The sequence below is a fragment of the Salinicoccus halodurans genome (genome assembly GCF_900114445.1).
GTDB lineage: Bacteria > Bacillota > Bacilli > Staphylococcales > Salinicoccaceae > Salinicoccus > Salinicoccus halodurans.
Genome location: NZ_FOTB01000005.1, coordinates 317660 through 329102, shown reverse-complemented (window position 1 = coordinate 329102; position 11443 = coordinate 317660). Strand labels below are relative to the sequence as shown.

12 protein-coding genes and 1 rRNA gene are annotated in these 11443 nt (G+C 42.7%); 4 read left to right on the top strand and 9 right to left on the bottom strand.

Annotation, left to right across the window (positions count from 1 at the left end; translation table 11 throughout):
* A 16S ribosomal RNA gene (locus BM271_RS12280) occupies positions 1–153 on the bottom strand; the annotation flags it as partial.
* A 446-nt stretch (positions 154–599) separates the two neighbouring features.
* On the opposite strand from BM271_RS12280, the gene BM271_RS12275 reads away from it, so the two are divergent.
* Positions 600–1004 carry a DUF2614 family zinc ribbon-containing protein gene (locus tag BM271_RS12275; RefSeq protein ID WP_046790646.1) on the top strand — a complete coding sequence of 135 codons (405 nt, stop codon included), beginning with the start codon at positions 600–602 and terminating at the stop codon, positions 1002–1004.
* Between the two features lie 43 nt (positions 1005–1047).
* Here the strand turns inward: BM271_RS12275 and perR are convergent, their stop codons facing one another.
* The 3 genes from perR to bcp all read right to left on the bottom strand — a co-directional run bounded on the left by perR (position 1048) and on the right by bcp (position 2967).
* Positions 1048–1482, bottom strand: coding sequence for a peroxide-responsive transcriptional repressor PerR (gene perR / locus BM271_RS12270; protein ID WP_046791535.1), 435 nt, complete (start codon positions 1480–1482; stop codon positions 1048–1050).
* 89 nt (positions 1483–1571) lie between these two features.
* Complete coding sequence (locus BM271_RS12265) at positions 1572–2516, bottom strand: D-2-hydroxyacid dehydrogenase (protein WP_046790647.1); 945 nt, start codon at positions 2514–2516, stop codon at positions 1572–1574.
* 4 nt (positions 2517–2520) lie between these two features.
* A complete protein-coding gene (bcp, locus tag BM271_RS12260) occupies positions 2521–2967 on the bottom strand; it encodes a thioredoxin-dependent thiol peroxidase (protein ID WP_046790648.1) in 447 nt (148 codons plus the stop codon).
* A 145-nt stretch (positions 2968–3112) separates the two neighbouring features.
* Here bcp and BM271_RS12255 point away from each other — a divergent pair, with 145 nt between their 5' ends.
* Positions 3113–4405, top strand: a complete 1293-nt coding sequence (locus BM271_RS12255) for a glutamate-1-semialdehyde 2,1-aminomutase (protein ID WP_046790649.1) — start codon at positions 3113–3115, stop codon at positions 4403–4405.
* Between the two features lie 11 nt (positions 4406–4416).
* Complete coding sequence (locus tag BM271_RS12250; RefSeq protein ID WP_046790650.1) at positions 4417–5529, top strand: FUSC family protein; 1113 nt, start codon at positions 4417–4419, stop codon at positions 5527–5529.
* Positions 5530–5561: 32 nt separating this feature from the next.
* On the opposite strand, the gene BM271_RS12245 is transcribed toward BM271_RS12250, so the two are convergent.
* From BM271_RS12245 to mutY, 4 genes are all read right to left on the bottom strand, one after another.
* Positions 5562–6179 (bottom strand): DNA-3-methyladenine glycosylase, encoded by a 618-nt coding sequence (locus BM271_RS12245; RefSeq protein ID WP_046790651.1) that lies wholly within the window; start codon positions 6177–6179, stop codon positions 5562–5564.
* 26 nt (positions 6180–6205) lie between these two features.
* Positions 6206–7942 carry an ABC transporter ATP-binding protein gene (locus BM271_RS12240; RefSeq protein ID WP_046790652.1) on the bottom strand — a complete coding sequence of 579 codons (1737 nt, stop codon included), beginning with the start codon at positions 7940–7942 and terminating at the stop codon, positions 6206–6208.
* A 60-nt stretch (positions 7943–8002) separates the two neighbouring features.
* Positions 8003–8548, bottom strand: coding sequence for a nucleoside tri-diphosphate phosphatase (gene ntdP / locus BM271_RS12235; protein WP_046790653.1), 546 nt, complete (start codon positions 8546–8548; stop codon positions 8003–8005).
* 70 nt (positions 8549–8618) lie between these two features.
* The gene (gene mutY, locus BM271_RS12230; RefSeq protein ID WP_046790654.1) at positions 8619–9638 is read right to left on the bottom strand and encodes an A/G-specific adenine glycosylase; all 1020 of its coding nucleotides are present in this window, start codon (positions 9636–9638) and stop codon (positions 8619–8621) included.
* A gap of 50 nt (positions 9639–9688) precedes the next feature.
* On the opposite strand from mutY, the gene BM271_RS12225 reads away from it, so the two are divergent.
* Complete coding sequence (locus tag BM271_RS12225; RefSeq protein WP_046790655.1) at positions 9689–10666, top strand: metal-dependent hydrolase; 978 nt, start codon at positions 9689–9691, stop codon at positions 10664–10666.
* Between the two features lie 12 nt (positions 10667–10678).
* Here the strand turns inward: BM271_RS12225 and BM271_RS12220 are convergent, their stop codons facing one another.
* Positions 10679–11437 (bottom strand): YhgE/Pip domain-containing protein, encoded by a 759-nt coding sequence (locus BM271_RS12220; RefSeq protein ID WP_046790656.1) that lies wholly within the window; start codon positions 11435–11437, stop codon positions 10679–10681.
* Positions 11438–11443: the final 6 nt, after the last annotated feature.

Below are 11443 nucleotides of genomic sequence, written 5' to 3'. Positions count from 1 at the left end.
AGTTATCCCCGGCTGATGGGCAGGTTGCCTACGTGTTACTCACCCGTCCGCCACTCGATCCGGAGGAGCAAGCTCCTCCTTCTCGCGTTCGACTTGCATGTATTAGGCACGCCGCCAGCGTTCATCCTGAGCCAGGATCAAACTCTCCATAATTGGAAAGCTCCTCTCGAGCTCATGTGATACTGCTGACAGTATCTGTTTGCGTTTTTGATTGGTCGCCTCAATGTGGGAAGTTCAACTTAATGTGAACCTCATTATCTCGGAATTAACGTTGACATATTGTCATTCAGTTTTCAATGTTCTCGTTTTTTCTCACTCTTAGTATGTTACATCAGCTGCAAGTTTTAATCAAGCGTAATTTTTACACTTTCGAAAAACTTTTTTGCGGATGAAATACTGTTATGTTGCTGAGTTAAAAAATTTACGCTGCTGAAATCAGCGACTTTTATATCATAACAAGTGTGCGATTTAATGTCAACAATTTTGCTGAAGAATTTTGAAATTCTTTTAATGCATTGCCGTGTTCACTAAATGCTAAATATTAGATTATCATAATTGCTTATAATTGTATATAATGAATTTCAGAGGTGAAAGAAAGTATGAAAAAGAAAAGCAATAAAATACAGCGAATCCGCGGCTTTGCTCTGGCCCTTGTATTTATAGGCATGGGAATCATGTACCTGGGTGTCTTCTTCCGGGAGTATCAAATCATTTTCAGTTTATTCCTTATAGTAGGTTTATTACCGATACTTCTCAGTTTCGTCATCTACTTCTGGGTGGGAATGATCAGCACCCGCACAGTAACCGTCCAATGTCCCAATTGTGAAAAGTACACAAAAATCCTCGGGCATGTCGATTTCTGCCAGCACTGCAAAGAGCCCCTTACAATAGACAAAGAGTTGGAAGGTAAGGATTTCTCTTTGGATTATAATGTGGACCACAGACGTAATGAAGCCATTGAAGAGATTAAAAAAGAGTCCGCAGAGAACAATCAGACAAAATAGAAATAAGAAAAGCGGCCGATCGGCCGCTTTTCTTATTTCTGATCTACATTTGTTCTCTGCATTCCGGACAAAGACCATAGATTTCAAGTCTATGATGACTCACATCATATTCTGTGACAGATCCGGCAAGCTGCTCTACTTCTTCAAGTCCCGGATAATGGAAATCTGTTATCTTGCCGCAATTACTGCAGATGATATGGTAATGCGTATCTGTAATGAAGTCGAACCGGCTGGAAGAATCCCCGTAGGTGAGTTCTTTCACCAATCCTGTATCCTTGAATAGTTTCAGGTTATTATAAATTGTTGCAACACTCATATTGGGATATTCATCAGATAACGCTTTAAAAATATCATCAGCAGTCGGATGTTCTTCAGTTTCTATCATATACTTGAGCACTGCTTTTCTTTGTGGTGTAATTCTGACACCAGTCTTTTTGAGTGCATCAATTGAATCAGTGAACTGTTCATTGGCATCCATCATCTTCATATTGATACCTTCTTTCCTAATCAGACTACTGTAATATATTTATTGTACTTCGTTATTAAATTGTTTGTCAAATCAGATTTTCAGTAGCCACGCTCAGGGTTGATGATATTTTTCATGGAATCGAAATCATCAGCCCGCTTCAGGTTATATATGAAGATATCAAATGCACGAGTCAGATATTCCGGAGTTTTGGACGAAGCATGAGGTGTAATCGTCAAATTATCATAATTATAAAATTCATGATCTTCCGGCAGCGGCTCCTGATTGAATACATCCAGTATCATATACCTGATATGTCTTTCAGATAAAACGGTATTCACCGTCTCATCAGTCATTATATCACCACGGCCGATATTGACGAACACGCCTGTATCTTTCATTTTTTTGAAAGTATCTTCTGTAAGCAGACCCCGGGTATTTTCAGTGCTCGGCAGAATATTAATCACTATATCCGCTTCATTGATATGTGAACCAAGGTCGATGATGGAATACGTCTGGTCAAAATTTTCAACTTCCCTGCCTTTTGTGTTGTATCCGGTTGTTTTTGTACCAAATGCTTTCAGTACCCCTGCAAGGTGTGAGCCGATGCTGCCTGTTCCTAATATATGAACAGTTTTTCCATATATTTCCTCAGTTGTTGCCTTATTTCTCCAATAAGATCTGCTCTGTTCAAGCTTCAACTGATGAATCCCTTTATAGAAATTGAGCAGCAGCCCAATCGTATATTCAGTCATTTGTATCTTATGGATTCCCTTGGCGTTTGTGATATGAATGTCTTTCATCTGATCCAGTGGCATGTCGTCCATGCCGGCACTCATCACCATTACCCATTTCAGATTTTTAAAAGCTTCCATATGTTCAGCTTTCATGTCAGATCCGTAGGTCACGAATATTTCTGCCCATTCCCGGTCTTCATCAGATAATTCCCGCGATTTTACGAACCTGTACTCATATTCCCCGAAATCATTCTCCAGCTGGTCCATCATCTCTTCTCTGAGTCTTGTTGTTGACAGTATATTCTTCATCCGTTTATACCTCTTGCAGAAATGCTTTGAGATTATCCATATGCTCTTTTGCCTTTACATTATCATAACGCTTTAAAATGTTGCTGTTTTCATCCACTACAAAAGTGGTCCTGACAATCCCTTTGGATTCTTTTCCGAAAACTTTCTTCATTCTATATACATCCAGACTCTCAGCCAATTTAAAATCTTCATCCACTAAAAGGTCAAAGTTCAGATTTTGTTTTTCAATAAAGTTCTGGTGTTTCCTCTTTGAGTCCCCGCTCACACCGTAGACCGTTACATCGAGATCATTAAGGAATTCCATATTATCCCTCAGATCGCACGCCTGTGTGGTGCATCCCGGCGTATTATCTTTCGGATAGAAGTATATGACCGTTTTTCCTTTCAGGTCTTTATTGGAGACTGCTTCCCCATTTTGATTCTCAAGTTCAAATTCTGGAAATTTATCCATCTTTACTCCTCCTAGATAGTTATATATATATTGATGATAACGGACTTCAACATAACTCACAACACAATCAGCCTCGCTTAATAATGGAAGATATGTGTGGTAGAATACATAATATAAAAAATTGCAGTTAAAAGGATGAAAATGAATGTTCACTCACGAAAAATCAAAAGCACTCAAAGAAGAAGCAAATAAGACGATACTGGGCGGTGTCAACTCACCTTCCAGATCATATAAAGCAGTCGGTGACGGCGCTCCAATCGTGATGGACCGTGCAGAAGGTGCATACTTTTATGATGTAGACGGCAACAGGTATATAGACTATCTGGGAGCCTACGGTCCGATCATCACAGGTCACGGCCATCCACGCATCCATGAAGCGATTGCGGAGCAGAGCAGCAAAGGCATCCTGTACGGTACTCCTACGACTCTGGAAATTGATTTTGCCAAAAAAATCCAGGAAGCGATCCCTTCATTGGAACGTGTAAGATTCGTCAATTCGGGAACTGAAGCAGTAATGACCACCATCAGAGTTGCACGTGCCTATACCGGACGTAATAAGATCATTAAATTCGAAGGCTGCTATCATGGTCACTCCGACCTTGTACTTGTTGCTGCCGGCAGCGGTCCTTCCCAGCTTGGTACTCCGGATTCTGCGGGTGTCCCTCAAGGGGTAGCGGAAGATGTAATCACAGTGCCGTTTAATAATATAGAAGATTTTAAAACGGCCATCGACCATTTCGGCGATGAGATTGCAGCTGTACTTGTTGAACCGATTGTCGGGAATTTTGGTATTGTCGAACCATTTGAAGGTTTCCTCGAAGAAGTGAACCAGGTGGCACATGATAATGGTTCACTGGTCATATATGATGAAGTAATCACTGCTTTCCGGTTCATGTACGGCGGCGCACAAAACCTGCTTAATGTTGAACCGGATTTAACTGCAATGGGTAAAATCATCGGCGGTGGAACACCCATCGGCGCTTACGGCGGCCGCCTTGATATAATGGAGAATGTCGCACCGCTCGGCCCCGCCTATCAGGCAGGGACAATGGCCGGCAATCCGCTCAGCATGGCGGCGGGTCTGGCCTGTCTTGAAATATTGGAAAAACCGGGAGTCTACGACAAACTCGATCACCTCGGCAAAATGCTCGAGGACGGAATCACAGAGCTTATAAATAAATATGAGGTTAAAGCTTCCATCAACCGCCTGGCAGGTGCATTGACAATCTACTTCACGGATAAAAAAGTGACGGATTACAACATGGCTGAAGAAAGCGACGGGGAAATCTTCTCCAAATTTTTTAACGGCCTGATCCACAGAGGCATCAATATCGCACCATCAAAATATGAAGCCTGGTTCATCACAACAGAACATACTGAAGATGATATTAAAGAAACGCTTTCCATAGTCGAAGAAGTTTTCAAAAATGATTTATAGGAGATGGTGCCATGCGTTTTGGTGCTAGAGTTTTAAAAACCGGAGTTACAGTTGTATTCACTCTGCTGATTGCCAAATTATTAAACCTGGAACCAACACTGATTGCCGCCATCGCTGCGGTCTTCGCTCTGCAGCCAAACGTCCATCGCTCAGTCAAGAGATTATGGGAACAATTCCAGGGGAACACCCTCGGTGCAATTTCTGCAATTGTGATGGTGTTATTATTCGGCAACAATATTATAATCATCGGGCTCACCGTCATACTGGTGCTTGCCATCCTTCTCTTTTTCAATCTGCAGAGCGTTTCGACTCTGGCCGTAGTCACCATGATTGCTATCATGGATGCACCGCAGGTGATGGAGAATTCAACCACTATGGAATTTCTGGAAGCAGCAGGCATCAGATTTTCACTCGTCATGCTCGGTGTGCTCTGTTCACTGATAGTCAATTTCATTTTTATACCTCCCAAATATGAAACGAAGATGTATCATAACTGCTTTAACATCACGAGTGACATATTCAAGTGGATACGGTTGGAATTGAATGCTGTGAGTGAATATCAAGTAGTGAAAAAAGATATCGAATCACTCAGGACAAGAGTGGTGACCCTGGAAACCATGTATCTCTGGTACCGGGAAGAAAAGAACTATTTCAGCAGAAGATACTTTGCAGAAGCACGCCGTAAAATACTCTTCCAACAGCTGATTTCTTCAACAAGAAGAGCCTTTGAACTGCTTCGGAAGATCAACCGCTTTGAGAATGACTATAATCACCTTGATGAAGATTTCAGATACAGAATCAAATACGAATTGGAACAGCTGATGGGCTACCATGAACAGATATTCATGAAAATCACTGAAAAGATTAAACCTGAAGTGCCGTCTGACGTCTATGATGTCGATGACCAGTTTGAATATTCCATGATGGATAATTTCGTCACACTGTATAATGAAGCTGAATCCGAGGAGGAAAAAGTCCAGTATGAGAATATATTAGAAGTGATTTCCTCCATCCATGAGTATTCGAATTCTCTTGATAGATTGGATAGACTGGCCTCCAGTTTCTTCAGATTCCATGCGGACAATAATAAAATCAACATACAGGATGAAACACTCGATATATAAAAAACAGGTATCCGGATCGGATACCTGTTTTTTTAATATTTCCAGCCATTATTTTCGTCAATCTTACCTTTGAATCTGCTCACATGGGGATTTCCTTTTACGATGAAGCGGTAGGGAAAATCAACAGCTTCTTCTTTCGTATCAATTCCGATCCGTTTCGTCGCTTCGATAATCGCCGGAACTTTCCCCTCCATCAATTTCAGAATATCATTGTTCAATTCCATTCCATTATGCAGGTCCCGCCTGATGCCAAGTGCCTTGGTCAGTTTTCCCGGTCCATCGGTCAGATTTTTTTCGCGGCCCCGCCTCTGGATCATTATGTCTTTGCCGGCATTCGGTTCGATGCCGCGAATCAGAATACCTTCTGGATGCTCTTTGTCTTTAGTCAGGAAATTCATACAATTATGACCATGCATGGTGTAAACATAGATATGTCCAAAACTGTTGAACATCTTCTCATTTTTCTTTGTAACTTTGCCGCCAAACGTGTGGGCCGCCCGGTCTTCCAGACCAAGATAAGCCTCTACTTCAGTGATGAATCCACTGGTCAATCCGCCATCTGTTTCAGTAACGATTTCCTTGCCCAGCAAATTTTTTGCCGCTTCCAGTGTATCATGCTGTAAAAATGAAATATCCACTTCTCCACTCATGAAATCATCCTTTTAACTACTATAGATTATAAGTTTTGAATACTGTAGAGATCGTAGTAGGCACCCTGCTTGTTCATCAATTCCAGGTGTGTGCCGGATTCTTCGATCTCACCGTTGCTCATGACAAATATTCTGTCCGCATGGGTGATTGTAGAAAGTCTGTGCGCCACTATTATCGTCGTCCTGTTATGGGAAAGCTCAAGCAGAGTTTCCTGTATGATGCTCTCACTCTCAAGGTCGAGCGCACTCGTCGCTTCATCCAATATCAGAATCGGCGGATTTTTAAGGAAGACTCTCGCAATAGCAATACGCTGTTTCTGGCCACCTGACAATTTGACACCACGTTCACCCACTTCTGTATGGTATCCTTCCGGCAGACCCATGATGAATTCATGCGCATTGGCTCTTTTGGCCGCTTCTATAACTTCCTCTTCTGTTGAATCCGGATCAGCAAGCATGATATTTTCCAAAATCGAGTCTGAGAACAGAATATTATCCTGCATTACAAGCCCGATATTATTCCGGAGTGACTCAATCGTATAATCTCTTATATCTTTACCGTCAAGCAGCACTTTCCCTTCGGTCACATCATAGAATCTCGGAATGAGTGTAACCAGAGTGGATTTGCCGCCGCCGCTCATACCGACAAAAGCGACGGTCTCTCCGCTTCTCACGTTAAAATTAATATCTTTCAGGACATTCGTATCCTCACCGTTGTAGTCAAAACCTACGGTATTGAACTCAATGTTGCCGTCCGTGCGGTTTAGTACTTTTGCATCATCACGGTCTTTGACATCATATTTCACATCAAAGAGCTGGAACACCCTGTCCATCGAGGCGATACTCTGAGTGAGTGTCGTCGAGGAGGAAACAAGTCTGCGGAGCGGTCCGTATAACCTGTCGAGATATGCGATGAATGCCGCGAGTGTACCCACAGTCAGGTTGCCCTGGATCACCTGATAGGCACCGTAGCCCACTACCAGCAGCGGACCGACATCCGTAATGGTATTTACAACGGAAAAACTTCTGGCGGTCCACTTCGCATGATTCGTGGCTTTATCCAGGAAGTTGCTGTTCCTTTCATTAAAACGCCCTTCTTCATTCTTTTCCACGGCAAAACTTTTGATGACATTTATACCCTGGATCCGCTCATGTAAAAACCCCTGCACTTCTGCCAGTGCCTGGGATCTGTCACGCGTCAGCCTTCTCAGACGCCCGAAGAAATACCATACGCCGAATATATAGAACGGGAAAATGATCATGGATACGAGCGTAAGCTCCCCGTTCAGACTGAACATGATTATAAGAGCGATGATAATTGTAACCAGATCAAGCCAGACGTTCATCAATCCAGTCATGATGAAATCTTTCGTCTGCTCCACATCATTGATTACCCGGGAGATGATTTCCCCGACTTTACTGTTCGAATAAAACTTTGCGCTCAACATCTGCAAGTGGCCGTACATCTTCTTTCTTATGTCGTAGAGTATCTTATTACTCGTCCACTGTGCCAGATATTGTCTGAAATATTCCACCGGCGGACGGATGATTACGAAGATGAAGGAGAAGATCAGGAGGATCCGGATCAGCATGTTCACCCTGTCTTCAACTGTCAGCCCTTCTGCAAGTATGATACTGTCAATTACGTATTTGATCAGGAGCGGCAAGAGCAGCGGAATGCCGAACTTCAATATCCCAATAATGATCGTCAGCACAATCAGCCACGTATAAGGCTTTACAAATTGTAGATAACGTCTAATCAATTTAAAACTTCCTTTTTCAATTTCCAAAAAAACAATCAACTGAAGCCAGTTGATTGATCTTTAGTATGATTTAAAATCGTTGTTGAATCTCTGCTGCCAGACTTTGATGAAATCCGGAGCGAAAGGCCCCTTCTTCCTCTCGATCCATTGCTGGAGAATATCCACATGGCGCTTCAGTATTTTGTCTATGTCTTCCGGATAATCCATACGCTGCTTGTGGAGACGGTATTCGTCTTCATCCAGCAGATGATATTTGCCGTCGGGATACACTTTTATATCCAGATCGTAATCGATGTATTTCAAACCTTCTTCATCATAAACAAATGGCGAGGAAAGATTGCAATAGTAATAGACTCCGTCTTCTCTGAACATACAGATTACATTGAACCAGTAATCCACATGAAAATAAACAATTGCAGGTTCACGTGTCACCCACGTACGCCCGTCGCTTTCAGTAACCAGAGTGCGGTTGTTGCCTCCGATCACTACATGATCAGTTCCTTTAAGGATAGTCGTTTCGGACCATACTCGGTGGATGTTCCCATCATGCTTATAGCTCTGGATTTTAACCCTGCTGCCTTCCTTGGGTATGGATTCTAAACCCATATTCCACACCACCTTTATAATAATACTTTTATATTATATCATAGGTGCATTTATATTCACATTTTTTGGTTTATCCTTCAAACTGCCTGTAGATCTTCTGCATCGCCTTGCTCATCGGCAGCTTTTCCACTTCATTCAGCGAAATGAAATCCGGATGGGCGTCCTTTGTATACAGCACATATCCTTCCATATACCATACCTGATGGGTGAATACATGCTTTACACTGCCAACATGGAGATTCGGATGGTCGAGCGTCAGCCCGAGTTCCTCTTCAATCGATTCTACAGATGTATCAATATCGTATTTCGGCAGTTCGTACATCCCCTGGAGCAGCGTACCTTCCTGCTTCCTCAATATGATCTCTTCATTATCATTAAGGATGAAGTAAACATTGTAATATATCTCTTTTTTGGCTTTCGCCTTCTTCTTCACAGGCAGACTGGCGACCTCTCCGGCCTTATACGCCTCGCAGTGTCCCTGCACCGGACACATGATGCATTTTGGTGCTCTTGGCGTACAGATTGTCGCCCCCAATTCCATCAGCGCCTGATTAAAATCCCCCGCTTCGAGCGGCATGATCGCTTCAATGTTCTGTTTTACGGATTTCTGGACAGATGCTTTGGTCATATCTCTGTAGTCCAGGTTCAGCCTTGCCATCACCCGAAGTACATTTCCGTCAACTGCTGCCAGCAGGTTATTGAATGCGATGCTCTGTACTGCCCCGCCGATATATGGGCCAACACCTTTGAGACTGAAAAAAGCATCAGGATCATCAGGTACTTTGGAATCATATGTATTTTGCACTTCTTTTACTGCGGTCTGGAAATTGCGTATCCTGTTATAATAGCCCAGCCCTTCCCAGTCTTTCAATAAACGCCCTTCATCCGCATCAGCAAGGCTGTCGATATCGGGGTAATTTGTTATGAATTTTTCAAAATAGGGTATAACTGTAATAACCTGCGTCTGCTGCAGCATGACTTCACTCAGCCAGATGCGGTAGGGGTCGCTCGTCCTCCGCCAAGGCAGATCTCTTTTATTTGCCTGGTACCAGACCAATAGGTTATTATTAAAATCTGAAATGTTCAGCATGTGGCATCTTCCTCTACATAAATATTTCTCTTTTGAACGGGGGGTTTAATATGGATACTTTAACACATACACTGATGGGTGGAACAATAGTGGGTTTAGCCGCCATGGATCCGGCAATCGACCCGTTATCCGTCGGTTTCATTACCACTGTTGTGGGTGCTTCACTCGTGCCTGATGTGGATACTGCCATGAAAATGAAAAACAATGCAGTCTACATCACACATCACCGCGGAATCACACACTCCCTCCCGTTTACATTTTTCATATGGCCGGTGCTGCTGACAGTCCTGTCAGTAATGCTCTTTGATCTCCCTGCATTGAATATGTACTTATGGATACAGTTCGCAGTATTTTTACATGTGTTCGTAGATATATTCAATTCATACGGCACACAGGCACTGCGGCCGATCAACAATACCTGGATACAGCTCGGCGTCATCAATACAGTGGATATCCCCATCATCGTCATGCATGTGCTCTATTTCATACTGTGGTTCCTCGGCATATCACCTGTTATACTCTTTTTCATACTTTACGGTGTCATGTTCGTGTATTACCTTGCCCGTGCAAGTATGCAGCAATTTATAAATAAAAAAGTGGAACGTCAGCTTCCCGAGGAGTACATTACACGGGTATTCTGTATGCCGACCATCCATTTTTTCGAATGGCGGCTGGTCGCCGTAACCCAAAATGCTTATTATGTCGGCCGGAGTTTCCGTGGAAACATCATCTTCTACGACCGCTTCAACAAAAGCGCACTGATTGATGAAGATATGTTCAAAGCTGTAAAAAAAGATATCAACTTCAAAGCTTTCACTTTCTTTTCTTCAATATACCGCTACGAAGTGAAGGAGCTGTCCGAAAATCTGGCTGAGATCAGATATATCGACCTCAGATATTTGAAGGACGGCCATTACCCATTCGTCTGTATCATGCAGGTGGACAAGGATAATAACGAAGTCATCCACAGCTACACCGGCTGGGTGTTCTCAGAAAGTAAACTGCAGCGTAAGCTTATAAATAACTAAAACGACAGGATGTCATGCATCCTGTCGTTTTTTTCTGAACTGATAAAGATTGAACTTCATCTTGCTGTAGAATTCAAGCATCCACAAATATAAAAATATGATCTGTGCAAAAAACAATATGTCATGAGGCAGCCTGTCTATATCCCAGGCCAACTGTACAGCGTTTGCCTGAAGACTGTTTATCACATAATAGAATGGATTCAGGCTTAAAATGTTCTCCAGCACATCGGGTATTGATTCCGGCAGGTACAATACCGGAACGGATAGTATCAGTACGATGAAAACCAGTACATTGACCTTGCCAAGATTTGGTGTTTCAACTGTAAGGAACAGAAGGATGAACGGAATAATCAAGATGACGCCGAGAATCGTATAATACAACAGTGAAAAAATATTGATCAGCCAGTCATCTACGACAAGCGCGGCAAATGCACTGTACAGCACGGTAAACATCACGAATATAAAAGTCTGGAAAATGATTGTCGGCAGCATTCTGAAATATAATGGAACATAATTCACCTTGACTACCGAATCTTTATAAAAAGATGCATTCCTGTTTAAGACCACCATGCTGAAAAGCCATACTGCTGCCATGAGGCCCACAATCGTATACAGGTACTGGACGATTTCCTCCGGCCCTAAAAGTGCCGTTCCCAGCAGCAGAAACATAAGGCCGATGGCATACAGCAGGAGAGGCGTTAAATTGTGTTTTGAGAAGTATCCTGTCTGATCAAGGAATTGCCTCCACAAATATCTTACCTTGTAATTCATCCTGCC

What these genes read in the sequence shown, in the direction of transcription:
- mutY (WP_046790654.1), bottom strand. Translation starts at nt 9,638, where the DNA reads ATGCTGAACATTTCAGATTTTAATAATAACCTATTGGTCTGGTACCAG.
- BM271_RS12250 (WP_046790650.1), top strand. Translation starts at nt 4,417, where the DNA reads ATGCGTTTTGGTGCTAGAGTTTTAAAAACCGGAGTTACAGTTGTATTC.
- perR (WP_046791535.1), bottom strand. Translation starts at nt 1,482, where the DNA reads ATGGATGCCAATGAACAGTTCACTGATTCAATTGATGCACTCAAAAAG.
- bcp (WP_046790648.1), bottom strand. Translation starts at nt 2,967, where the DNA reads ATGGATAAATTTCCAGAATTTGAACTTGAGAATCAAAATGGGGAAGCA.
- BM271_RS12255 (WP_046790649.1), top strand. Translation starts at nt 3,113, where the DNA reads ATGTTCACTCACGAAAAATCAAAAGCACTCAAAGAAGAAGCAAATAAG.
- BM271_RS12245 (WP_046790651.1), bottom strand. Translation starts at nt 6,179, where the DNA reads ATGAGTGGAGAAGTGGATATTTCATTTTTACAGCATGATACACTGGAA.
- ntdP (WP_046790653.1), bottom strand. Translation starts at nt 8,548, where the DNA reads ATGGGTTTAGAATCCATACCCAAGGAAGGCAGCAGGGTTAAAATCCAG.
- BM271_RS12225 (WP_046790655.1), top strand. Translation starts at nt 9,689, where the DNA reads ATGGATACTTTAACACATACACTGATGGGTGGAACAATAGTGGGTTTA.
- BM271_RS12220 (WP_046790656.1), bottom strand. Translation starts at nt 11,437, where the DNA reads ATGAATTACAAGGTAAGATATTTGTGGAGGCAATTCCTTGATCAGACA.
- BM271_RS12265 (WP_046790647.1), bottom strand. Translation starts at nt 2,516, where the DNA reads ATGAAGAATATACTGTCAACAACAAGACTCAGAGAAGAGATGATGGAC.
- BM271_RS12275 (WP_046790646.1), top strand. Translation starts at nt 600, where the DNA reads ATGAAAAAGAAAAGCAATAAAATACAGCGAATCCGCGGCTTTGCTCTG.